A 22,216-nucleotide genomic window follows, 5' to 3' on the forward strand; every position below is an offset into this window, starting at 1 on the left:
GGCGGGCGAGGACGGAGCAACGATGGCGCAGCAGGGCGCGCAGCCTGACGACGTGGACCACGTCCGGGCCGCGATCACCGCGGGGGAGGCGACGCTCGGGATCGAGCTCGGCTCCACCAACATCAAGGCGTGCCTCGTCGGGCCGGACCACGCCCCGATCGCGAGCGGCTCGCACGCGTGGGAGAACGAGCTCGCGGACGGTGTCTGGACCTACTCGCTGGACGCCGTGCACGCCGGGCTCCAGGGCGCCTACGCCGCGCTGGTCGCCGACGTCGAGCGGCGCTACGGCGTGCGCCCCACCACGTACGCGGCGCTGGGCGTCTCGGCGATGATGCACGGCTACCTGCCGTTCGACGCCGACGGCGGGCTGCTCGTGCCGTTCCGCACGTGGCGCAACACCAGCACGGGGCCTGCGGCCGCCGAGCTGTCCGAGCTCTTCGGGTACAACGTCCCGCTGCGGTGGTCGATCGCCCACCTGTACCAGGCGATCCTCGACGACGAGCCGCACGTGCCGCAGATCGCGTCGTTCACCACCCTCGCGGGCTACGTGCACCACGCCCTGACCGGCCGGCACGTGCTCGGCGTCGGCGACGCGTCGGGCATGTTCCCGGTCGACCCGGCCACGCGCGACTACGACGCGCGGATGCTCGAGCAGTTCCGGCACCTCGTGGCGGCGAAGCGCCCCGGCCTGCACGTCGAGGGCCTGCTGCCGCAGGTGCTCACCGCGGGCGAGGACGCCGGGCGGCTCACCCCGGAGGGCGCGGCGCTGCTCGACCCGTCGGGCGCCCTGCAGGCGGGCGTGCTGCTCTGCGCGCCCGAGGGCGACGCGGGCACCGGCATGGTCGCGACCGGCTCGGTGGCGCCCCGCACCGGGAACATCAGCGCGGGCACGTCGATCTTCGCGATGGTCGTGCTCGAGCAGCCGCTCGCCAGCGTGCACCACGAGCTGGACCTGGTCACCACCCCCGCCGGCGACCTCGTGGCGATGGTGCACTGCAACAACGGCGCCAGCGAGCTCGACGCGTGGGCCGGGGTCTTCGGCCAGTTCGCGGCCGCGCTCGGGCAGCCGGTCGAGCCGGACGCCGTCTTCGGCGCGCTCTTCCGCGCCGCCCTCGACGGGGCGCCGGACGGCGGCGGCCTCCTCGCCTACAACTACCTCGCCGGGGAGCCCATCACGGGCCTCGACGAGGGGCGCCCGCTCGTGGTCCGCACCCCCGACAGCCGCCTGACGCTGGCGAACTTCGCGCGCACGCAGCTCTACGGCGTGTTCGGCACGCTCGCGCTCGGCATGCGCGTGCTGCACGGCGAGGGCGTCGCGATCGACACGATGTTCGCGCACGGCGGCCTGTTCCGGACCGCCGGCGTGGCCCAGCGCCTGCTGGCCGGCGCGATCGACGCCCCGGTCGCCGTCGGGCAGACCGCGGGGGAGGGCGGGGCCTGGGGCATCGCCGTCCTCGCGGCGTACGCCCGCGCCCGGGCCGAGGCGGGCTCCGGCGCGCCCGCCCTCGACGCCTACCTGACCGAGCAGGTCTTCGCCGACGTCGTCCTGGACGTCGCCGAGCCCGACGCCGCCGACGTCGCCGGCTTCGCCGCCTACCTGGAGCGGTACGCCGCCGGCCTCGCCGTCGAGCGAGCCGCCACCGCCGCCCTCTGACGCCCCACCCCGCACTGGAGAAGCACATGAGCACCCTCACCGAGGTCCCCGCGCACCTGCGCGAGGCCGTCGACATCGCCAAGGAGAAGGTCGCGGCCCTGCACGCCGAGCTGCCCCGCTGGGAGCTCGTCGTGTGGACCGCCGGCAACGTGTCCGAGCGGGTCGTGAACCCCGACGGCGACGACCTGCTCGTCATCAAGCCGTCCGGCGTCTCGTACGACGACATCACGCCCGCGTCCATGGTCGTGTGCGACCTGGACGGGAACCTCGTCGAGGGCGACCGCTCGCCGTCGTCCGACACCGCCGCGCACGCCTACGTGTACTCCCACATGCCCGAGGTCGGCGGGGTCGTGCACACGCACTCCACCTACGCCACGGCCTGGGCCGCGCGGGCCGAGGAGATCCCCTGCGTGCTCACGATGATGGCCGACGAGTTCGGCGGGCCGATCCCTGTCGGGCCGTTCGCGATCATCGGCGACGACTCGATCGGCCGCGGCATCGTCGAGACCCTCAGCGGGTCGCGCAGCCCCGCCGTGCTCATGCGCAACCACGGCCCGTTCACCATCGGCAAGGACGCGCGTGCCGCGGTCAAGGCCGCCGTGATGTGCGAGGAGGTGGCCCGCACGGTGCACGTGTCGCGCCAGCTCGGCGAGCCGCTCCCGATCGCGCAGGAGCACGTGGACTCGCTCTACGCGCGCTACCAGAACGTGTACGGCCAGCACTGAGCCCGGTCCAGGTTTCGACAGGCTCAACCACCGAAGGAGACACCCCATGAGCAAGCCGTACGCCGACCGCGAGGTCTGGTTCTTCACCGGCAGCCAGGACCTGTACGGGCCCGAGACGCTGGAGCAGGTCGCCGAGCAGTCGCAGGAGGTCGCCCGCGCACTGGACGCGTCGTCGGACGTGCCCGCGACCGTCGTCTGGAAGCCCGTGCTCAAGGACGCGGACTCGATCCGCCGCGCGATGCTCGACGCCAACGCGGACGACAAGGTGCTCGGCGTCATCACCTGGATGCACACCTTCAGCCCCGCGAAGATGTGGATCTCCGGGCTGGACCAGCTACGCAAGCCGCTGCTGCACCTGCACACGCAGGCGAACGTCGAGCTCCCCTGGTCGGAGATCGACATGGACTTCATGAACCTCAACCAGGCCGCGCACGGCGACCGCGAGTACGCGTACCTGGCCACGCGGCTGGGCGTCGCCCGCACGACCGTCGTCGGGCACGCGTCGAACCCGGCCGTGACCCGCCGCGTGGGCACCTGGGTGCGCGGCGCCGCCGGCTGGGCGGCCACGCACGAGCTGAAGCTGGTCCGCTTCGGCGACAACATGCGCAACGTCGCGGTCACCGAGGGCGACAAGACCGAGGCCGAGCTGCGCTTCGGCGTCTCCGTGAACACGTGGGGCGTCAACGACCTCGTGGAGGCCGTCGACGCCGTGGACGAGGCCGCGGTCGACGCGCTCGTCGCGGAGTACGAGGAGCTCTACGACGTCGTCGGCGAGCTCCGCAAGGGCGGCGAGCGGCACGAGTCGCTGCGCTACGCGGCCCGTCAGGAGATCGCCATGGAGGCGTTCCTCACCGAGCGCGGCGCGAAGGCGTTCACCACGAACTTCGAGGACCTCGGCGCCCTGCGCCAGCTCCCGGGCATCGCCGTGCAGCGACTCATGGGCAAGGGCTACGGGTTCGGCGCCGAGGGCGACTGGAAGACCGCCGTCCTCGTGCGCGCGGCGAAGGTCATGGGTGAGGGGCTGCCGGGCGGCGCCTCCCTCATGGAGGACTACACCTACGACCTCACCCCGGGCTCCGAGCTCATCCTCGGCGCGCACATGCTCGAGGTCTGCCCGTCCCTCACGACGTCGAAGCCGCGGGTGGAGATCCACCCCCTGGGCATCGGCGGCAAGGAGGACCCGGTCCGCATGGTGTTCGACGCCGACGCGACCGAGGGCGCCGTCGTCGTGTCGCTGGCCGACATGCGCGACCGCTTCCGCCTCACCGCGAACGTGGTGGACGTCGTCCCGCCGACGCAGGACCTCCCGAACCTGCCCGTGGCCCGTGCCGTCTGGGCCCCGCGCCCGGACTTCACCACCTCGGCCGAGGCCTGGCTCACCGCCGGCGGGGCGCACCACACGGTGATGTCCACCGCGGCCGGCGTCGATGCGTTCGAGGTGTTCGCGAACATCGCGCGCACCGAGCTGCTCGTCATCGACGAGTCGACCACGCGCCGGGGCTTCGCCGACCAGGTGCGCTGGAACCAGGTGTACTACCGCCTTGCCCAGGGTCTGTGACCTGCTGAGCCGCTCCAGGTAGTTCGCTCCGGTCGGGAGCGTGCGGGGCCGTCGTCCGAGAGGACGGCGGCCCCTGCCGCGTCCCCGGCCGCCCTCGGGCCGCGACGCGTTACGGAATCGTGATGGGTGAGGTCCCCGGCGGGTGATGTGTCGTCGGTCACACCTCGGCTATGTTAACGCTCACAAGCTTGCTTGGCGGGAGGGTCGACGGCGACCCGAGGCCGGCGCCACGCCGGCCGTCCGGAGTCTCGAGGAGGAGAACATGGGCAAGAACTTCCGACGCGCGGGCGCGGCGCTGCTCGCGACCCTGACGGCCACGGCCCTCGTGGCGTGCAGCTCCGAGCAGACGCCGAGCGACGGCGGCTCGGACGCCGCGACCGGTGGAGACGCGGCCGCCGAGACGATCAGCCTCGGCTTCTCCCAGGTCGGCGCCGAGTCCGGCTGGCGAGCCGCCAACACCAAGTCCATCCAGGACACGCTCACGGCCGACAACGGCTTCGACCTCAAGTTCTCCGACGCCCAGCAGAAGCAGGAAAACCAGATCCAGGCGATCCGCTCCTACATCCAGCAGGGCGTGGACGTCATCGCCTTCAGCCCCGTGGTCGAGACCGGCTGGGACGCCGTCCTCGAGGAGGCCAAGGCTGCCGAGATCCCGGTGATCCTCACCGACCGCGCCGTCGACAGCGAGGACGACACCCTGTACGAGTCGTTCATCGGTTCGGACTTCGTGCTCGAGGGGAAGACGGCCGGCGAGTGGGCCGTGGACCAGTACGACGGCGAGGGCTACAAGGTCGTCGAGCTGCAGGGCACCACCGGCTCCGCCCCGATGATCGACCGCCAGCAGGGCTTCGCCGACGCGATCGCCGGGTCCGACATGGAGATCATCGACTCCCAGACGGGCAACTTCACGCGCACCGAGGGCAAGCAGGTCATGGAGGGCTTCCTGCAGAAGTACGACGACATCGACCTCGTCTTCGCGCACAACGACGACATGGGCCTGGGCGCCATCGAGGCCATCGAGGCCGCGGGCAAGGTGCCCGGCGAGGACATCAAGATCATCACGATCGACGCGGTCAAGGACGGCATGCAGGCCCTGGCCGACGGCAAGATCAACTTCATCGTCGAGTGCAACCCCCTGCTCGGCCCGGACCTGGCGGACATCGCCAAGAAGGTCGTCGCGGGCGAGGAGGTCCAGAAGCGGATCGTCGTCAAGGACGAGTCGTTCGACCAGGAAGCCGCCAAGGAGGCGCTGCCGGACCGCGAGTACTGACGCGTCCCGACCCGTCCGGACCCGCCGGCGGTCCGCCCCGACCGGGGGCGGGCCGCCGGCGATCCTGCCGCTCCCACGGAGGTCAACGATGACGAGCACTCCCGCCGGCTCGGTCGGCACCGAGCCGGAACCCGCGCAGGGCCCGGGGCGTACCGACCGCGCCCCGGTCGTCGAGATGACCGGGATCTCGGTCGAGTTCCCCGGCGTGAAGGCGCTGGACGGCGTCGACCTGCGCCTCTACCCCGGGGAGGTGCACGCCCTCATGGGCGAGAACGGGGCGGGCAAGTCCACCCTGATCAAGGCGCTGACCGGCGTGTACGGGATCGACGACGGCGAGATCCGCGTGGGCGGCACGCCGCTGGAGTTCTCCTGGCCCGGCGCGGCGCAGGCCGCGGGCATCGCCACGGTCTACCAGGAGGTCAACCTCTGCGCGAACCTCACGGTCGCGGAGAACATCATGCTCGGCAACGAGCCGCGGCGGCTGGGCGCGATCGACTGGCGCGCCACCCGCCGTCTGGCCGCCGGGCACCTGGCCACGATGGGGCTGGACATCGACCCCGCGTCCTCGCTCGGCGCGCACTCCATCGCCGTGCAGCAGCTGGTGGCGATCAGCCGGGCGATGGTCGTCGACGCCAAGGTGCTGATCCTCGACGAGCCCACCTCCAGCCTCGACGCCGACGAGGTGGAGCGCCTCTTCGCCGTCGTGCGCCGGCTGCGCGACCAGGGCGTGGCGATCCTGTTCGTCTCGCACTTCATCGAGCAGGTCTACGAGATCTCGGACCGGATGACGGTGCTGCGCAACGGCGCCCGCGTCGGCGAGTACCCGACCGCCGAGATCACCCGGGGAGAGCTCGTCTCGCGGATGATCGGCCGCACGATGGAGGTCCTCGAGGACCTCCAGGTGCGCACCGACCGCGCCGCCGACCCCACCGAGGGCACGCCCTTCCTGCAGGCGGTCGGGCTGGGGCGGCGCGGCTCCGTCCAGCCGTTCGACCTCGACGTCTACCCGGGCGAGGTGGTCGGCCTCGCCGGGCTGCTCGGCTCCGGCCGCACCGAGGTCGCCCGCCTGCTCGCCGGGGCCGACCGCTCCGACGCGGGCGGCGTGCGGGTCAAGGGCGCGCCCGTCCGGCTGCGCACGCCCCGGGCCGCCATCGACCTGGACATCGCGTTCTCCTCGGAGGACCGGAAGCTGGAGGGCGTCGTCGGGGACCTCACCGTCCGCGAGAACATCGTGCTGGGCCTGCAGGCCGAGCGCGGCTGGCTGCGGCGGCTCCCCGGCCGGCAGGTCGACGAGATCGTGGACCGCTACGTCGCGGCGCTGAACGTGCGTCCCGCCGACCCGGACGCCCTGCTGCGCAACCTCTCCGGGGGCAACCAGCAGAAGGTGCTCCTCGCGCGATGGCTCGCCACCGCCCCGGAGCTGCTGATCCTCGACGAGCCGACGCGCGGCATCGACGTCGGCGCCAAGGCCGAGATCCAGCGGCTCGTGGCGGACCTGGCCTCCCGCGGCATGTCGGTCGTCTTCATCTCCGCCGAGCTGGAGGAGGTGCTCCGGCTCAGCCACCGCATCGCCGTCATGCGGGACCGGCAGAAGGTCGCCGAGCTGACCAACTCCGACGACGTGGGCGTGGACGACATCGTCGAGCTCATCGCGAGCGGCGGGGACCGCTGATGTCCGCCACGGCCCCCGCCCCCGCGCGCCCCGCCTCCGGCTGGTTCGGCGCCGTCGTGCGGCACCGCCTGTTCTGGCCGGTGACCGCCCTCGTCGCCCTGCTCGTCGTCAACACGGTCTCGCGACCGAGCTTCCTGTCCGTGTCCGTGCTCGACGGTCACCTGTACGGGTCGCCGGTCGACATCCTGCGCAACTGCGCGCCGCTGATGCTCGTGGCGCTCGGCATGACGCTGGTGATCGCCACGCGGGGCATCGACCTGTCGGTGGGCGCGGTCGTGGCGATCGCCGGGGCGGTGGCGCTGAGCTTCGTCGCGACGTCGCCCGACCCGGGCGCGCTCTCGACGGTGCTCGTCGCCGTCGGGCTCGCGCTCGGCCTGTCGCTCGTGCTCGGCGTGTGGAACGGGTTCCTCGTGGCCGTCGTCGGGGTGCAGCCCATCATCGCGACGCTCATCCTCATGACCGCCGGCCGGGGCATCGCCATGCTCATCACCCAGGGGCAGATCACCACGGTGACCAGCGCGCCGTTCAAGACCCTGGGCGCGGGCTTCTGGCTGGGGCTGCCGGTGGCGACCCTGATCGCCTTCGGGGTGTTCGGGCTCGTCGCGCTCCTGACCCGGCGCACCGCGCTCGGGATGCTCGTCGAGGCCGTGGGGATCAACCCGTCCGCGAGCCGGCTGGCGGGCGTGCGGGCCCGCACGATCGTCTGGACGGTGTTCGCGCTGTCCGGCCTGTTCTCCGGGCTGGCTGGCCTCATCCTGGCGTCGAACGTCATGGCGGCCGACGCCAACAACGCCGGGCTGTTCATCGAGCTCGACGCGATCCTCGCGGTGGTGATCGGCGGGACGTCGCTCGCCGGCGGCAAGTTCTCGCTGTCGGGGACCTTCGTCGGCGTCCTCATCATCGCCACCCTCAGCCTCACGGTGGTCAACCTCGGCATCTCCCCGCTGGTGACGCCGCTGTTCAAGGCGCTCGTCGTGGTCGCGGTGACGCTCGTGCAGTCGCCCGTCGTCCGCCGCAGGCTGGCGGCGCGGCCACGCCGCCGGCCCGCGCCCGGCGCTCCGACGGGCCCCTCCTCCGGCTCCTCGACCTCGAAGGCGGTGGCCTGATGGCGGACGTCGCCCGGAGCGCGCGGCTCGACCGGCGCTACCTGCCCGTGGTCGGCACCTTCGTGGTGCTCGCGCTCCTCGTCGTGCTGGGTGGCGTGCGGTACGACAACTTCCTGTCGGTCGGCGTGATGGCGAACCTGTTCATCAACAACGCGTTCCTCATCGTGCTCGCCGTCGGCATGACGTTCGTGATCCTCACCGGCGGCATCGACCTGTCGGTCGGCGCGGTGCTGGCGCTGTCCAGCGTGACCGCCGCCTACCTGATGCAGGCCGGCGTCCCGGCGGGCGTCGTGATCCCGCTGGTCGTGGTCGTCGGCTCGGTGATCGGGCTGCTGGTCGGCGTCATGGTGCACGTCTTCGAGATCCAGCCGTTCATCGCGACGCTCGCGGCGATGTTCTTCGCCCGCGGGCTGTGCTTCGTCGTCGCGCCCGAGTCGATCCCGATCAAGGACGAGACGTTCGTGGCGCTGGCGTCCTGGGACACCTGGGCGGGCGGGCAGTGGCGGATCACGTCGAGCGTCGTGATCGCGCTGGTCGTCGTGGCGGCGGCGTTCTACCTGCTGCACTACACGCAGTTCGGGCGCACCGTGTACGCCATCGGCGGGGGAGAGCAGTCGGCCCGACTCATGGGCCTGCCCGTGGCCCGCACCAAGGTGCTCGTGTACGTCATCAGCGGCACCTGCGCCGGCCTCGGTGGCCTGCTCTTCGCGATGTTCTCGCGGTCGGGCTACTCGCTGTCCGGCGTGGCGATGGAGCTGGACGCCATCGCGGCGGTCGTCATCGGCGGCACGCTCCTCACGGGCGGCACCGGCTTCGTGCTCGGCTCCGTGCTGGGCGTGCTGGTGCTCGGCCTGATCCAGACGATCATCACGTTCGAGGGCACCCTCAGCTCCTGGTGGACCAAGATCGTCATCGGGGCGCTGCTGCTCGTGTTCGTGGTGCTCCAGCGGCTTCTCACCCTGCGCCGCACCTGAGGGCGTTGTCGGTGCGGCTGCCCGCGCTCGAGTCGTACGTGGCTCGACGTGTTCCTCGCCGCGCTCGCGATCTCCACGGCGATCCCGATCGTCATCTTCCTGATCTTCCAGCGCACGTTCCTCCGGGGCGCCGGGCTCGGGGGAGCGGTGAAGGGGTGACCGGTTCACCCGGGGTGTCGTTGACGCAGGGTCCGTCCGAATGCTGATATATGGCCTGATCAGCGACACTCCGGAGGAAAAGTGACACAGCCCGACACGACCGCCGACTCTCCCGTCGGCGGCCGGCCCACCGTGCGCTACCGCGGGCGGCACCTGCCGATGGTCGCGGTCGTCGTCGCCGCGTTCATCGCGACCGCCCTGGCGTACAGCGGCATGGTCCTGTTCGGGCTCGAGGTCGCGCACATGTCCCCGGCCGAGGCCTACGCCCTCGCCGGCTTCCTCGAGGTCAGCCTCGTCGCGGTCGCACTCATGGCGCGCAACGCCGCGCTCGAGGGCCGCCCCTACGGCGTGCTGCTGACCCTGACGTGGATCCTCTCCGGCACGTCCGGCATGTTCGCGGCGCTGCACGAGATCGCCGTCCCCGACGCGAGCACGCCCTACATGGTCGCGTTCCGGTTCGTGCCCCCGCTGGTCGCCGCGCTCATGTGGCACCTCGCGCTGGTGGGCGAGCGGCACCTCGTCACGGGGCACACCCTCGACGAGCGCCGGCGCGAGCACCGGGTGCACCAGTACGTCACCGCCCTCGAGCTGTGGCGCGACGCGCGGCTCGACTCCGCGGGGACGCGGCAGGGCGCGCGCAAGGTGCGGGCGGCCCACCAGCGCCAGCGCGCCGCACGGGACGGCGCCCTGAAGCTGTTGACCGTCGAGGACTTCGAGCGGCGCATGCAGGTCTGGGTCGAGCGGCTCGAGGCCGCCGAGCGGCACGGCAACCGCCTCGACCTCATCGGCGCCAGCTCCGTCGAGCGCGGCGTGAGCCGCGGCCGGGCCGTCGGGCCCGGGCGGGCGGTCCCGGCGCTCGCGGCCGAGCCCGCCGTCGTGGCGACGCCGGCGACGACGACGACCGAGCTTGCCGAGCCTGCCGTGCCTGCGGAGCCGGACGTGACCCCGGCGACGGACGAGCAGCCCGCCGTGACCGCCTCGTTCGAGGACGAGTTCCAGGCGGCGCTGACCGGCGGCACGCCGGTCGTGCGGTCGGCCGAGCACGAGCCGGAGCGCGCGCCCGCGCCCGTGGGCCTGGTGGACGACGCGTCCGAGGACCGGGCGGACGAGGCCTCGACGGCCGAGGCGGCGGTGGTGGCCGCGGCCGAGGCCGGGCTGCCCGGCACGCGCGAGCCGCTCCCGGAGACGGGGCACACGCGCCGCGTCGAGGTGTTCGACCTGCTCCGGCAGGCGGACCCGGCCCTCGGCGGGGCGCTCGCCCAGCGGTCGGCGTTCCTCACCTCGCACGGCGATTCTCCCGAGGCGTCTGCCGAGGTCGCGACCGTGTCCGCACCGGAGCCGGAGGCGGCCCCGGAGCCGGCCGCCGACGTCGCCCTCGACGTCGCGCCCCCCGATGTCGCAGCCCCCGACGACCAGCCGACGTCGGACCGCGACCGGTGGATCGTCGAGCTGGCCGGTGACGGGCTGAACCAGCGCGAGATCGCGCAGCGCGTCGACGTGTCGCGGGCGACGGTGAGCCGCGTGATGCGCCGGTACGCCACGGCCTGAGCCTCAGCGCAGCCACAGGAACACCGCAGCGCCGAACAGGCGGTGGTGCTCGGGATCGCGGCGGATTCCGAGCACCACGCCTGTTCGGCGCCGGAGGCGGGTGCGTCAGGCGCGGGCGAACGACCCGGCGAACGCGGTCCACGACTCGGGGGCGAGGCGCACGCGGGTCGTGCCGCTCTCGGCCGGGGTCACGGCCGATGTCACGTCGACGGCGGACCAGCAGGCCCGGGCGACCTTCGCGGCGTGCTCCGGTCCCTCGACGGCGGGCTCGTGGTCCGCCACCATCTGCCAGCCCTCGGCGAGCCCGAGCGTGGCGCCGACGTGCGCGAGCTCCACCTCGACGACCGTGTCGGACCGGTTGGTGAGGAACAGCCCGAGCGAGCCGTCGTCGTCCACCGTCGCGGCCGCGGTGACCTGCGGCGCGGCGCCGTGCCGCGCGGTGTCGTACGTCGGCGCGTCGACGCGGACGTCGAGCGCGGTGCCGCGGGCCAGGCGCGACGTCGTCGCGAACGGGTGGAAGGTGGGCTGGCGCCACGCCTCGCCGCCGGGGGTGGTCATGATCGGCGCGATGACGTTGACGAGCTGCGCGAGGCAGGCCACGGGCACGCGGTCGGCGTGGTTGAGCAGCGTGACCATGAGGTCGCCGACCACCACGGCGTCGAGGCCGGAGTAGACGTCCTCGATGATGCGCGGTGCGTCGCGCTGGATCGGGAGGTTCTCCTCGCCGGGGAAGCGGGTCTCGAGGTACCAGACGTTCCACTCGTCGAAGCTGATGGTGATCTTCTTGTCGCTGCGCCGCTCGGCGCCGACGGCGTCGGCCGAGGCGACGACGCGGTCGATGAAGCGGTCCATCGCGGTGCCGGAGGCGAGGAAGGACGCGCGGTCGCCGCCGACCTCCTCGTAGTAGGCGTGCATGGAGATGTGGTCGACCAGGTCGTACGTGTACGACAGGACCGTGCGCTCCCACTCGCCGAACGTGGGCATCTGCATGGACGACGAGCCGCAGACGATCAGCGAGATCGACGGGTCGACGAGCTTCATCGCCTTGCCGGCCTCGGCGGCGAGCTTGCCGTACTCGTGGGCGTCCTTGTGCCCGATCTGCCACGGGCCGTCCATCTCGTTGCCGAGGCACCAGAGCGTCACGCCGTAGGGCTTCTCGCGGCCGTTGGCGATGCGCAGGTCGGCCCAGCGGGTGCCGGCCTCGCCGTTGCAGTACTCGACCAGGGCGGCCGCGGCCGCGACGCCGCGGGTGCCGAGGTTGACGGCCATCATCGGCTCGACGCCCTCGCGCTCGGCCCACTGGAGGAACTCGTCGGTGCCCACCAGGTTGGGCTCGACGGTGCGCCACGCGAGGTCGAGGAACGGCTTGCGCTGCTCGACGGGGCCGACGGCGTCCTCCCACACGTAGTTGGAGACGAAGTTGCCGCCGGGGTAGCGCACCATCGGCACGCCCAGCTCGTGGACGAGGTCCGCGACGTCCCGGCGGAAGCCGTGCTCGTCGGCGGTGGCGTGGCCCGGCTCGTAGATGCCGGTGTACACCGCGCGGCCGAGGTGCTCGACGAACGAGCCGAACAGGCGCCGGTCGACGGCGCCGCGACGGAAGTCGGGGTGCAGCGTGACCCGGGCGTGGGAGGCGGCCGGGGGGCGGGGACTGGTCTGGGGAGCCGTCATGGGTCTCACGTTCCTCGTCGAAGCGGGCGTTGGCGAAGCCACCGTGTACAACGATGTAGAGTCAACCACGGTCGCCGCGCGCGGCACCAATCGGTCCAGGAGGGTCTGGGCCTACGACTCGAGGAGGAATCGGCATGCGCAGGAGCTTGCGACGCGCCGTGGCCGCGACGGTCGCCGGCCTGGCCGGCCTGTCGCTCGCGGCGTGCGCGCCGGGCGGCGACGGCGGAGGGGCGGCCAACACGAGCTGCACCAACGAGATCACCAAGCCCGACGCCACCCGCGTCACGATGTGGGCCTGGTACCCCGCCGTGGAGCAGATGGTCGACGAGTTCAACGCCCAGCACGACGACGTCCAGATCTGCTGGACGAACGCCGGGCAGGGCGCGGACGAGTACGGCAAGTTCTCCACCGCCCTGGAGGCGGGCACCGGGGCGCCGGACGTCATCCAGCTCGAGTCCGAGATCCTGCCCACCTACACGATCCTCGACGGGCTCGAGGACCTCGCTCCCTACGGCGCCGGCGACCTGGAGGACCAGTTCCCGGCGGGCGCCTGGTCGGACGTCTCCGACGGCGACGCGGTGCACGCGATCCCGGTGGACGGCGGCCCCGTGGGCATGCTGTACCGGGCCGACATCTTCGAGAAGTACGGCGTCGAGCCGCCCACCACCTGGGACGAGTTCGCCCAGGCCGCGCAGGACCTGCGCGACGCCGGCTACGACGGCTACATCACCAACTACGCGACCAACGGCGGCGCCTTCAACTACGCCCTGTTCGCGCAGGCCGGCTGGGCGCCGTTCGACTACGACTCCTCGCGGCCCGCCGAGATCGGCATCGACGTGGACACCCCGGAGGCCCGGCACGTCCTGTCCTACTGGGAGGACCTCATCGACCGCGGCCTGGTGTCCAGCGACGACGCGTTCACCAGCGACTACAACACGTCGCTGGTGGACGGGACGTACGCCGTCTACATCGCCGCGGCGTGGGGCCCGGGCTACCTCGAGGGCCTGTCGGACGCCGACTCCGGCGCCGAGTGGAAGGCCGCGCCGCTGCCGCAGTGGGACCCGGCGGACCCGGTGCAGGTCAACCAGGGCGGCTCGGCGCTCGCCGTCACCTCCCAGGCCACCGACCCCGAGGCCGCCGCCACCGTCGCGATGGAGCTGTTCGACGACGAGGAGACGTGGAAGATCGGCGTCGAGGACGCCGGCCTGTTCCCGCTCTGGAACCTCGCGCTCGACGCGGACTGGTTCGTGGACCGCCGGTACCCGTTCTTCGGCGGGCAGCAGGTGAACCGGGACGTGTTCCTCGACGCCGCCGCCCAGTACCCGGGCTTCACGTTCAGCCCGTTCCAGGTCTACGCGTACGACCGCCAGACCATGGCCCTCTACGACATGGTCGAGGGGCCCGCCACCGCCGCCGACGCGCTGTCGACCATCCAGGACAGCCTGGTGCGCTACGCCGAGCAGCAGGGGTTCACGGTCCGATGACGCGCACCCGATCGACCACCCGAGCGACCATCCGAGCGACCCAGGGGGGAGCATCCCGATGACCACGACGACGAGCGCGGCGCCCGCCGCCCCGCCGCAGGGCACCCGCACCGCCGCGCGGCGCCGCGGGCAGAGCCTGCTGGACACGAAGCGACAGTGGTGGGGGTGGCTCTTCCTGGCCCCGTTCACGGTCGTGTTCGTGCTGTTCCTCCTGGTGCCGCTGGCCTACGCCTTCTGGCTCAGCCTGCACACCAAGGGCATCGCGACCGGCGGCGAGAGCGTCTTCACCGGGGTCGCGAACTACGTGCGCGTGTTCACCGACGCCGACTTCCTGTCCGGGATGGCGCGGGTGGGCAAGTTCGTGCTCGTCATGGTGCCGATCCAGATCGGCCTCGCGGTGGCGATCGCGCTGGTGCTCGACACGCTCGCCACCCGGCTGTCCAAGGCCTCGCGGCTGCTGGTCTTCGTGCCCTACGCCATCCCCGCCGTCATCGGCGCGCTCATGTGGGGCTTCCTGTACAGCCCGCGGTTCGGCCCGGCCACCGACATCTTCGGCCTGGTCGGGCTGGACGCCCCCGACTTCCTCAGCCGCGACCTGATCTTCGGCTCGCTGGTCAACATCGTGACCTGGCAGTGGGTGGGCTACTACATGATCATCGTCTACGCGGCGCTGCGGGCGATCGACCCGTCGGTGTTCGAGGCGGCCCGGCTCGACGGCGCCGGCGACCGGCAGATCGCGTTCCGGATCAAGATCCCCATGATCGCGTCGTCGATGGTGATGATCGTCGTCTTCGCCCTCATCGGCACGCTGCAGTTCTTCACCGAGCCGACCGTGCTGCGCTCGGTCGCGCAGGGCGCGATCCCCACCACCTACACCCCGAACATGTACGCGTACTCGATGGCGTTCTCCTACAGCCAGTTCAACTACGCCTCCACGATCGCGTTCGCGCTGGGGATCCTCGTGTTCATCGGGTCGTACATCTTCCTGTACGCCACCCGCAAGCAGAGCGGACTGAAGTGATGACGACGCAGCACCTCTCGCGCCGGCCGCGACAGCGCCGGATCGGCTCGCACCTGTTCCTGCTCCTCGCGGTCGTGTACTTCATCGTGCCGCTGTGGTGGCTCGTGGTCGGCTCGACCAAGACAAACAGCGGGCTGTTCGTGGGCTCCGGCGGCGCCCTGTGGTTCAACGACGAGTTCGCGCTGTGGGACAACGTCACGCAGCTCTTCACGTACCAGGGCGGGATCTACTGGACGTGGATGCGCAACTCGTTCGTGTACGCGATCGTCGGGGGCGTCGGGTCCACGGTGCTGGCCGTGCTGGCGGGGTACGCCCTGGCCAAGTACCGGTTCCGCGGGCGCAACCTGTACTTCTCGATGCTCCTGGGCTCCGTGATGGTGCCGCTCACGGCGCTGACCATCCCGACCTTCGTGCTGCTCAGCCAGCTCGGCATGATCAACACGATGTGGGCGGTCATCCTGCCGTCCCTGCTCAGCCCGATCGGCGTCTACCTGGTGCGCGTGTACGCCGTCGACGCCATCCCGGACGAGATGCTCGACGCCGGCCGGGTCGACGGGGCGGGGGAGCTGCGCCTGTTCTTCCGCGTCGCGCTGCCGCTGCTGCGTCCCGCCTTCGTCACGGTCCTGCTGCTCACCACCGTCGCGACCTGGAACAACTTCTTCCTCCCGCTGGCCGTGCTGCGCGACCCGCAGCTGCTGCCCGTCACGGTGGGGATCAACCAGTGGCAGGCGCTGTCGAACGCGGGCGCCGGCGGGGAGCAGGTCTGGAACCTCATCACCACGGGCGCGCTCGTGTCGATCCTGCCGCTCGTCGCGGCGTTCCTCGGCCTGCAGAAGTATTGGCAGGGCGGCCTGTCCCTCGGGTCGATCAAGTGACCGTCGGCGGCGGGCGCCGAGGGCCGTCCCGTGCGGCCGGTGCCCTACTCTGTGGAGGGCGATCGGGGAGGTGAGCGGCATGCGCGTGACCATGCACGACGTGGCTCAGCGTGCGGGCGTGTCGATCAAGACGGTGTCGAACGTCGTCAACGGGTACCCGCACATCCGGCCCGAGACGCGCGAGCGCGTCGAGGAGGCCATCGAGCACCTCGGGTACCGCCTCAACACCACGGCCCGCAACCTGCGCACGCAGCGCACGGACATGATCACGCTGGCCGTGCCGGAGCTGCGGCTGCCGTACTTCGCCGAGCTCGCGGACTCCGTGATCCGCTCGGCGGAGGAGCAGGGCCTCACCGTGCTCATCGAGCAGACCGGGTCCGTGCGGGAGCGCGAGGCCGAGCTGCTCGACGGCCGACGCCGGCACCTCACCGACGGCGTGATCTTCTCGCCCCTGGCCCTCGGGCAGGACGACGTCGCGCTGTTCTCCGTCGACTTCCCGCTCGTGGTGCTCGGCGAGCGGGTCTTCGACGCCCCGGCCGACCACGTCACGATGAACAACGTGGCCGCGGCGCGCGCCGCGACCCTGCACCTCGCGTCCCTGGGCCGCCGCCGGATCGCCGTGGTCGGCGCGCACGAGGGCGAGCGCGTCGGCTCGGCGGCGCTGCGCACCGAGGGCTACCGCCAGGGCCTCGCGGCCGCGGGGCTCCCGTACGACCCGGCGCTCGTGGGCGAGGCGGGACTGTGGCACCGGTCGACGGGCTCCGAGGCGATGGGCCGGTTGCTCGACTCCGGCGTCGAGATCGACGCCGTCTTCGCGCTCAACGACGCCATGGCGCTGGGCGCGCTGCACGCGCTGCATGCCCGCCGCGTCGACGTGCCGGGCGAGGTCGCCCTGGTCGGCTTCGACGACGTGGACGACGTGCGCTACTCGGTGCCCACCATCAGCTCCGTCGACCCGGGGCGCGAGCAGATCGCGCGCACGGCGGTGGACCTGCTCGTCGAGCGGATCGCGGGCGGCGCCGACCGCCCGTTCCGTCGCGTGACGCCGGACTCGCGCGTCGTGGGCCGCGAGTCCACCGGCGACGCGCGGGAGGGCGAGGAGAAGGTGGTCGCCGTCCAGCCCGGCGGCAACGAGGAGATCGTGGTCGCCCCCGCCCTCAGCGCTGCGGGCTGAGCTCCCGCGGTTCCGGCATGTCCCGCAGGCCGCGCAGCGGCCCGCGGGCGGCGCTCAGGCTGGCCGCGCAGTGCACGGCCGCCATGAGCAGGAGCGTCTCGCGGACGCCCAGCACCTCGCCCAGCGCGCCGGCGGCGAGGCCGGCGAGCGGCATGGTGCCGAAGTTGACGAACTGGCTCGTCGTGATGACCCGCCCCATGAGCGGCTGCGGCACGTACCGCTGCCGCCACGCCCCCCGCAGCACGTTCCCCGCCACGACCGCGACGCCCACGAGGAACAGGCCCGCGACGGTCCAGGCCACCTGCGCGCCGCCGCCGCCGAGGCCCACGAGGAGCGCGGGCGGGCCGGCCGCCACCATGAGCAGCACGGTGGCGCGGGCGCTGCCGAGGCGCCGGCTGAGGCGGGTCGCCACCGTGGCGCCGAGCAGCCCGCCGCAGCTGCCGATCATCATGACGATCCCGAGGGCGGAGGGACCGAGGCCGACCGTGTCCACGAGGAAGAGGACCAGCAGCGCGCCGTACCCGGTGAGACCGAAGTTGGAGATGCCGCCCACGACCACGAACCAGCGCAGGTAGCGGTCCGACGCCACGAACGCGACGCCCTCGCGGATGCGGACGAGCAGGGGCGCGGTCGGCGGGCGCTCCGGCCTGCGGGCGGGCCGGACGCGCCACAGGCAGGCGGCCGAGACGACGAAGCTCGCCGCGTCGAGCGCGAGGCCGGCCGCGGCGCCGAGCACCTGCGCCATCGCGCCGCCCAGGCCGGGGCCGGCGACCTGCATGGCCGACTCGGTGCCGAGCAGCCGGGCGTTGGCGGCCTCGAGCTGGTGGGCGGGCACGACCTGGGGGAGGAAGACCGCGTACGCGGTGCGGAAGAAGACCGAGGTGACGCCGGTGGCCAGCGCCACCGCGACCAGGTGCGGGAGCGTCAGAGCGTCGAGGGCGGCCGTCACGGGCACGCTGCCGATCGCGGCCGCGGCGACCAGGTCCGCGACGATCATGACGGCCCGGGCCGGCAGCCGGTCGATCCACGCGCCCGCGGGCGGCCCGACGACGAGCCACGGCAGCCAGGCCGCCGCGGTGAGCACGCCGACCACGGCCGCGCCGGCGTCCAGCTCGAGCACGGCGACCAGCGGGAGCAGCACCGACGTGGTCGCGTTGCCCAGCACGCTGACGCCCTCGCCGAACCAGAGGCGGCGGAAGCCCGCGCTGCGGCGTAGGGGGACGTCCTCGGTCCCGTCGGTGCCGGGACCGCCGGCCGGGTTCGTGGTGGCGGTCATGGCTGGGCGGGGAAGCCTCGGCCGAAGACGAGCACGGGCTCGCGCTCGACGTCGTCGTCCGGCCGCGTGCGCTCCCGCTCCGCCCAGCGCACGAGGACGGCGGTCATCTCCGCGCCGAGCTCGGTGAGCTCGGCGGGGGAGAGGTGCATCCAGGACTCGGTCGCGAACGCGGCCGCGTCCCACTCGGGCACCGACTCGGCGTCCGCCTGCCACGCGCGGACCTTGTCGAACTGGCGCTGGAGCTGCAGGGCCTCGGCCGCCTGCGCGGCCGCGACCGCGGCGGTGTCGTCCGCGAACTCCTGGCGCGACCAGCGCAGCCGCGGCGCGACCAGCCGCCACCAGCGCTCCCGGCGGTCGCGGGCGAGCTCGGGGGCCTCGGCCACCAGGCCGGCCTCGTGCAGCACCTTGAGGTGGTGGCTGGCGCTGCCGACGGCCTGGCCGGTGCGGCGGGCGAGCTCGGACGCGGTGGAGGGGCCGTCGACGCGGAGCGCGTCCATGAGGCGTGCGCGGTTCGGGTGGGCCAGGGCGGCGAGCGCCTTGGCCTCGGTGACGGTGCGCGCGGGGCGCGGGGCCGGGCCGTCCGGCGAGGTGGGTGGCTGGGTCATGTTCGCCACCGTAGACCCACAAGAACAGTTGTACAAGGATTCTTGTGGAAGTGGGGTGGGTGCAAGGTCTCTCGAAGTAGTCCGACGCGGGGACTCGGACCACCTCGGCGGGGCAGGTCCGGCTCGCGGCCGGCACGGGGCCGGGGAGAGCGGATCGGCTAGGATCGCGAGGGTCGCGACTGGCGTACAGGTGGATCACCACCGGGGAGCGACGCGCTGTGGAGACGACGGGTCGTTCGCCTGGGCCCGGTCGCTCGATTGACATGATGGTCCGGCATCCCGACGAGGCGGCCGGGCCGGTCCGACCGCCGTCCGACACAGCTGGAGAACGCCTGATGAGCACTCCCGACCCCACGTTCAACGCGCCCCTGGCCGAGCTCGACCCCGAGATCGCGGCCGTCCTCGACGGGGAACTGGCCCGCCAGCGCGACACCCTCGAGATGATCGCGAGCGAGAACTTCGTCCCCCGCGCGGTGCTGCAGGCGCAGGGCTCCGTCCTGACGAACAAGTACGCCGAGGGCTACCCGGGCCGCCGCTACTACGGCGGCTGCGAGCAGGTCGACATCGCGGAGAACCTCGCGATCGCCCGCGCCAAGGACCTGTTCGGTGCCGAGGCCGCCAACGTGCAGCCGCACTCCGGCGCCCAGGCCAACGCCTCCGTGCTGCACGCCCTCATCAACGCGGGCGACAAGATCCTCGGCCTCGAGCTGGCCCACGGCGGCCACCTCACGCACGGCATGAAGATCAACTTCTCCGGCAAGCTCTACGACGTGGGCGCGTACGGCGTGGACCCGCAGTCGTACCGCATCGAGATGGACGAGGTGCGCAAGCGCGCCCTCGAGCACCGCCCCGACGTCATCATCGCGGGCTGGTCCGCCTACCCCCGCCACCTCGACTTCGCCGCGTTCCGCGAGGTCGCGGACGAGGTCGGCGCCAAGCTGTGGGTGGACATGGCGCACTTCGCGGGCCTCGTGGCCGCCGGCCTGCACCCGTCCCCGGTGCCGCACGCCGACGTCGTGTCCTCCACCGTGCACAAGACCATCGGCGGCCCGCGCTCCGGCTTCATCCTGAGCAAGGAGGAGTACGCCAAGAAGATCAACTCGGCCGTGTTCCCGGGCCAGCAGGGCGGCCCGCTCATGCACGTGATCGCGGCCAAGGCCGTGGCGTTCAAGGTCGCGGGCACCGACGAGTTCAAGGACCGTCAGGAGCGCACGCTGCGCGGTGCGCAGATCATCGCGGAGCGGCTCTCCCAGGCCGACGTCGCCGAGCAGGGTGTCTCCGTCCTCACCGGCGGCACCGACGTGCACCTCGTGCTCGTGGACCTGCGCCACTCCTCGCTCGACGGCCAGCAGGCGGAGGACCTCCTGCACGACGCCGGCATCACCGTGAACCGCAACGCCGTGCCGTTCGACCCGCGCCCGCCCCGCGTCACCTCGGGCCTGCGCATCGGCACGCCGGCGCTCGCCACCCGCGGGTTCGGCGACGCCGAGTTCACCGAGGTCGCGGACATCATCGCGGTCGCCCTCCGCGACGGTGCGGCGGCCGACGTCGACGCCCTCGCGGCCCGCGTCGCGACGCTCACCGCCGACTTCCCGCTCTACCCGGGGCTGCAGCAGTGACGGCCCGGATGCTGCCGGGCAGGCCGGTCGCGGACGCGGTCTTCGCGGACATCGCCCCGCGGATCGACGCGCTCGTCGCCGCAGGGCACCGGCCGGGGCTCGGCACGATCCTCGTCGGGGACGACTCCGCGAGCGCCGGCTACATCCGGATGAAGATGGACAAGGCGACGGAGCTGGGCTTCACCTCGCCGCACATCCACCTGGGACAGGACGCCACCCAGGCGGACGTCCTGGCGGCGGTGCAGGAGATGAACGACGCGAAGGACGTCGACTCCGTCCTCATCCAGCACCCGACCCCGCCCCAGATCGACTTCGACGCCGCGCTGCTGGCGCTCGACCCGGACAAGGACGTCGACGGCCTGCACCCGGTGAACATGGGGCGCCTCGCGCTCGGCATGCCGGGACCGGTGCCGGCCACCCCGGCCGGGATCGAGACGCTGCTGGCGCACTACGAGATCCCGGTCGCCGGGCGCGAGGTGTGCATCCTCGGGCGCGGCACGACGCTCGGGCGCCCCCTGGCGCTGCTGCTCTCGCAGAAGCGCCCGACGGCGAACGCGGCCGTCACCGTGGTCCACACCGGGGTGCCCGACTGGCCGGAGTACACGAAGCGTGCCGACATCGTCATCGCGGCCGCCGGCGTCCCGGGCATCCTGCAGCCGGAGCACCTGACGCCGGGCGTCACCGTGATCGGCGGCGGTGTCCGCTACGAGGGGCGCAAGCTCCTGCCGGACGTGGACGAGTCCTGCGAAGAGGTTGCCGGCGCGATCACGCCGCGGGTCGGCGGCGTCGGGCCGACCACCATCGCGATGCTGTTCCGCAGCGCGGTCGAGGCCGCCGAGCGCACCACGCCGAGATAGAGAAGTCGGCTCGCGAGATAGAGAGGGCACGGACCGCACCTGGGCGGTCCGTGCCCTCTCTATCTCGCGAGCCGACTTCTCTCTCTCGGCGCATGATGTGCCCATGATCGCGAAGAGCCAGCGTGGGTGGTCGGGCGAGCCGGGCGAGCTGCTGCGGGTGGGCGAGGGATTCCGCCTCGCGGACGTCGACCCGGACTCCACGCCCGGGTACGGCGGGAAGAAGAAGGACGGCGCGGCCGACCTCCTCGCGGGCGAGCGGGAGCTCGACGAGCTCCAGGAGCGCCTCTACGCCCAGAGCCGCGAGGACCCGTCGGCGCCGGCCGTGCTGCTCGTGCTCCAGGCGATGGACTCCGCGGGCAAGGGCGGCATCGTGCGCCACGTCATCGGCGCCACCGACCCGCAGGGCGTCCACCTGGTCGCGTTCAAGAAGCCCACGCCCGAGGAGCTGGAGCACGACTTCCTGTGGCGCGTCGAGAAGGAGGTCCCCGCGGCCGGCTACATCGGCGTCTTCGACCGCTCGCACTACGAGGACGTGCTCATCGGGCGGGTGCGCGAGCTCGCCCCGCCGGAGGAGATCGAGCGCCGGTACGACGCGATCAACGCGTTCGAGGAGGCGGTGACGGCGCGGGGCGTGCGCCTCGTCAAGGTGATGCTGCACATCTCGCCCGAGGAACAGAAGACGCGGCTCGGCGAGCGGCTCGAGCGCCCCGACAAGCACTGGAAGTACAACCCGGGCGACGTCGACGAGCGGCTGCTGTGGCCCCGGTACATGGAGGCGTTCCAGACCGTCTTCGAGCGCACCTCCACCGAGCACGCGCCCTGGCACGTCGTGCCCGCGAACGCCAAGTGGTACGCGCGCCTGGCGGTGCAGGCGCTGCTGCTGGACGCCCTGGAGGAGATCGACCCGCAGTGGCCCACCGCCACCTTCGACGTCGAGCGGGAGAAGGCGCGCCTGGCGGCGTCGTGAC

18 protein-coding genes, 1 pseudogene and 1 riboswitch are annotated in these 22,216 nt (G+C 72.5%); of the genes and pseudogenes, 16 read left to right on the forward strand and 3 right to left on the reverse strand.

Annotated features, from left to right (window positions below; genetic code table 11):
- Positions 1–22 precede the first annotated feature (22 nt).
- The 9 genes and pseudogenes from ACQFYA_RS06355 (at position 23) to ACQFYA_RS06395 (ending at position 10,666) form a co-directional block, all read left to right on the forward strand.
- Positions 23–1,654: a xylulokinase gene (locus ACQFYA_RS06355; protein WP_499122292.1), complete on the forward strand. Its 1,632-nt coding sequence runs from the start codon at positions 23–25 to the stop codon at positions 1,652–1,654.
- Positions 1,655–1,680: 26 nt separating this feature from the next.
- On the forward strand, positions 1,681–2,379 hold the full coding sequence (locus ACQFYA_RS06360; RefSeq protein WP_499122293.1) for an L-ribulose-5-phosphate 4-epimerase: 699 nt from the start codon (positions 1,681–1,683) through the stop codon (positions 2,377–2,379).
- 46 nt (positions 2,380–2,425) lie between these two features.
- On the forward strand, positions 2,426–3,937 hold the full coding sequence (araA, locus tag ACQFYA_RS06365; protein ID WP_499122294.1) for an L-arabinose isomerase: 1,512 nt from the start codon (positions 2,426–2,428) through the stop codon (positions 3,935–3,937).
- A 262-nt stretch (positions 3,938–4,199) separates the two neighbouring features.
- Complete coding sequence (locus ACQFYA_RS06370) at positions 4,200–5,207, forward strand: ABC transporter substrate-binding protein (RefSeq protein WP_499122295.1); 1,008 nt, start codon at positions 4,200–4,202, stop codon at positions 5,205–5,207.
- Between the two features lie 175 nt (positions 5,208–5,382).
- The gene (locus ACQFYA_RS06375; RefSeq protein WP_499127455.1) at positions 5,383–6,879 is read left to right on the forward strand and encodes a sugar ABC transporter ATP-binding protein; all 1,497 of its coding nucleotides are present in this window, start codon (positions 5,383–5,385) and stop codon (positions 6,877–6,879) included.
- Entirely contained in the window at positions 6,879–7,985 is a 1,107-nt protein-coding gene (locus tag ACQFYA_RS06380; RefSeq protein WP_499122296.1) for an ABC transporter permease, read from the forward strand. Before ACQFYA_RS06375 ends, ACQFYA_RS06380 begins: the two co-directional genes overlap by 1 nt.
- The gene (gene yjfF, locus ACQFYA_RS06385; RefSeq protein ID WP_499122297.1) at positions 7,985–8,959 is read left to right on the forward strand and encodes a galactofuranose ABC transporter, permease protein YjfF; all 975 of its coding nucleotides are present in this window, start codon (positions 7,985–7,987) and stop codon (positions 8,957–8,959) included. Before ACQFYA_RS06380 ends, yjfF begins: the two co-directional genes overlap by 1 nt.
- Positions 8,959–9,118 (forward strand): annotated as a pseudogene (locus tag ACQFYA_RS06390) (carbohydrate ABC transporter permease); the annotation flags it as partial. The gene yjfF and the pseudogene ACQFYA_RS06390, both read left to right, overlap by 1 nt.
- A gap of 81 nt (positions 9,119–9,199) precedes the next feature.
- Positions 9,200–10,666: a helix-turn-helix domain-containing protein gene (locus tag ACQFYA_RS06395; RefSeq protein WP_499122299.1), complete on the forward strand. Its 1,467-nt coding sequence runs from the start codon at positions 9,200–9,202 to the stop codon at positions 10,664–10,666.
- Positions 10,667–10,771: 105 nt separating this feature from the next.
- Here ACQFYA_RS06395 and arfA read toward each other — a convergent pair whose 3' ends face one another.
- On the reverse strand, positions 10,772–12,337 hold the full coding sequence (arfA, locus tag ACQFYA_RS06400) for an arabinosylfuranosidase ArfA (protein WP_499122301.1): 1,566 nt from the start codon (positions 12,335–12,337) through the stop codon (positions 10,772–10,774).
- 134 nt (positions 12,338–12,471) lie between these two features.
- On the opposite strand from arfA, the gene ACQFYA_RS06405 reads away from it, so the two are divergent.
- The 4 genes from ACQFYA_RS06405 to ACQFYA_RS06420 all read left to right on the forward strand — a co-directional run bounded on the left by ACQFYA_RS06405 (position 12,472) and on the right by ACQFYA_RS06420 (position 16,891).
- A complete protein-coding gene (locus ACQFYA_RS06405; protein WP_499122302.1) occupies positions 12,472–13,821 on the forward strand; it encodes an ABC transporter substrate-binding protein in 1,350 nt (449 codons plus the stop codon).
- 58 nt (positions 13,822–13,879) lie between these two features.
- Entirely contained in the window at positions 13,880–14,842 is a 963-nt protein-coding gene (locus ACQFYA_RS06410) for a carbohydrate ABC transporter permease (protein ID WP_499122303.1), read from the forward strand.
- Complete coding sequence (locus ACQFYA_RS06415) at positions 14,842–15,717, forward strand: carbohydrate ABC transporter permease (protein WP_499122304.1); 876 nt, start codon at positions 14,842–14,844, stop codon at positions 15,715–15,717. Before ACQFYA_RS06410 ends, ACQFYA_RS06415 begins: the two co-directional genes overlap by 1 nt.
- A 79-nt stretch (positions 15,718–15,796) precedes the next feature.
- On the forward strand, positions 15,797–16,891 hold the full coding sequence (locus tag ACQFYA_RS06420) for a LacI family DNA-binding transcriptional regulator (RefSeq protein ID WP_499122306.1): 1,095 nt from the start codon (positions 15,797–15,799) through the stop codon (positions 16,889–16,891).
- Here ACQFYA_RS06420 and ACQFYA_RS06425 read toward each other — a convergent pair.
- Both ACQFYA_RS06425 and ACQFYA_RS06430 read right to left on the reverse strand, forming a co-directional pair.
- Positions 16,875–18,167 (reverse strand): MFS transporter, encoded by a 1,293-nt coding sequence (locus tag ACQFYA_RS06425; protein ID WP_499122307.1) that lies wholly within the window; start codon positions 18,165–18,167, stop codon positions 16,875–16,877. The two genes, ACQFYA_RS06420 and ACQFYA_RS06425, sit on opposite strands and share 17 nt — an antisense overlap.
- Positions 18,164–18,772 carry an ArsR/SmtB family transcription factor gene (locus ACQFYA_RS06430; protein ID WP_499122308.1) on the reverse strand — a complete coding sequence of 203 codons (609 nt, stop codon included), beginning with the start codon at positions 18,770–18,772 and terminating at the stop codon, positions 18,164–18,166. Before ACQFYA_RS06430 ends, ACQFYA_RS06425 begins: the two co-directional genes overlap by 4 nt.
- Positions 18,773–18,937: 165 nt before the next feature.
- A riboswitch (ZMP/ZTP riboswitch) is annotated at positions 18,938–19,025 on the forward strand.
- An 82-nt stretch (positions 19,026–19,107) separates the two neighbouring features.
- On the opposite strand from ACQFYA_RS06430, the gene glyA reads away from it, so the two are divergent.
- The 3 genes from glyA to ACQFYA_RS06445 all read left to right on the forward strand — a co-directional run bounded on the left by glyA (position 19,108) and on the right by ACQFYA_RS06445 (position 22,215).
- The gene (glyA, locus tag ACQFYA_RS06435) at positions 19,108–20,391 is read left to right on the forward strand and encodes a serine hydroxymethyltransferase (protein ID WP_499122309.1); all 1,284 of its coding nucleotides are present in this window, start codon (positions 19,108–19,110) and stop codon (positions 20,389–20,391) included.
- Positions 20,388–21,248 carry a bifunctional 5,10-methylenetetrahydrofolate dehydrogenase/5,10-methenyltetrahydrofolate cyclohydrolase gene (locus ACQFYA_RS06440; RefSeq protein WP_499122310.1) on the forward strand — a complete coding sequence of 287 codons (861 nt, stop codon included), beginning with the start codon at positions 20,388–20,390 and terminating at the stop codon, positions 21,246–21,248. The genes glyA and ACQFYA_RS06440 overlap by 4 nt, the downstream gene beginning before the upstream one ends.
- A 103-nt stretch (positions 21,249–21,351) precedes the next feature.
- Positions 21,352–22,215 (forward strand): polyphosphate kinase 2 family protein, encoded by an 864-nt coding sequence (locus ACQFYA_RS06445; protein ID WP_499122311.1) that lies wholly within the window; start codon positions 21,352–21,354, stop codon positions 22,213–22,215.
- Position 22,216 lies beyond the last annotated feature (1 nt).

Source organism: Promicromonospora sp. Marseille-Q5078 (genome assembly GCF_050315395.1).
In the GTDB taxonomy this organism is placed as follows: domain Bacteria; phylum Actinomycetota; class Actinomycetes; order Actinomycetales; family Cellulomonadaceae; genus Isoptericola.

Excerpts from the sequence above, each read along its gene's own strand:
- ACQFYA_RS06355 (WP_499122292.1), top strand. The coding sequence starts at position 23 with ATGGCGCAGCAGGGCGCGCAGCCTGACGACGTGGACCACGTCCGGGCC.
- ACQFYA_RS06360 (WP_499122293.1), top strand. The coding sequence starts at position 1,681 with ATGAGCACCCTCACCGAGGTCCCCGCGCACCTGCGCGAGGCCGTCGAC.
- araA (WP_499122294.1), top strand. The coding sequence starts at position 2,426 with ATGAGCAAGCCGTACGCCGACCGCGAGGTCTGGTTCTTCACCGGCAGC.
- ACQFYA_RS06370 (WP_499122295.1), top strand. The coding sequence starts at position 4,200 with ATGGGCAAGAACTTCCGACGCGCGGGCGCGGCGCTGCTCGCGACCCTG.
- ACQFYA_RS06375 (WP_499127455.1), top strand. The coding sequence starts at position 5,383 with ATGACCGGGATCTCGGTCGAGTTCCCCGGCGTGAAGGCGCTGGACGGC.
- ACQFYA_RS06380 (WP_499122296.1), top strand. The coding sequence starts at position 6,879 with ATGTCCGCCACGGCCCCCGCCCCCGCGCGCCCCGCCTCCGGCTGGTTC.
- yjfF (WP_499122297.1), top strand. The coding sequence starts at position 7,985 with ATGGCGGACGTCGCCCGGAGCGCGCGGCTCGACCGGCGCTACCTGCCC.
- arfA (WP_499122301.1), bottom strand. The coding sequence starts at position 12,337 with ATGACGGCTCCCCAGACCAGTCCCCGCCCCCCGGCCGCCTCCCACGCC.
- ACQFYA_RS06405 (WP_499122302.1), top strand. The coding sequence starts at position 12,472 with ATGCGCAGGAGCTTGCGACGCGCCGTGGCCGCGACGGTCGCCGGCCTG.
- ACQFYA_RS06410 (WP_499122303.1), top strand. The coding sequence starts at position 13,880 with ATGACCACGACGACGAGCGCGGCGCCCGCCGCCCCGCCGCAGGGCACC.
- ACQFYA_RS06415 (WP_499122304.1), top strand. The coding sequence starts at position 14,842 with ATGACGACGCAGCACCTCTCGCGCCGGCCGCGACAGCGCCGGATCGGC.
- ACQFYA_RS06420 (WP_499122306.1), top strand. The coding sequence starts at position 15,797 with ATGCGCGTGACCATGCACGACGTGGCTCAGCGTGCGGGCGTGTCGATC.
- ACQFYA_RS06425 (WP_499122307.1), bottom strand. The coding sequence starts at position 18,167 with ATGACCGCCACCACGAACCCGGCCGGCGGTCCCGGCACCGACGGGACC.
- ACQFYA_RS06430 (WP_499122308.1), bottom strand. The coding sequence starts at position 18,772 with ATGACCCAGCCACCCACCTCGCCGGACGGCCCGGCCCCGCGCCCCGCG.
- glyA (WP_499122309.1), top strand. The coding sequence starts at position 19,108 with ATGAGCACTCCCGACCCCACGTTCAACGCGCCCCTGGCCGAGCTCGAC.
- ACQFYA_RS06445 (WP_499122311.1), top strand. The coding sequence starts at position 21,352 with ATGATCGCGAAGAGCCAGCGTGGGTGGTCGGGCGAGCCGGGCGAGCTG.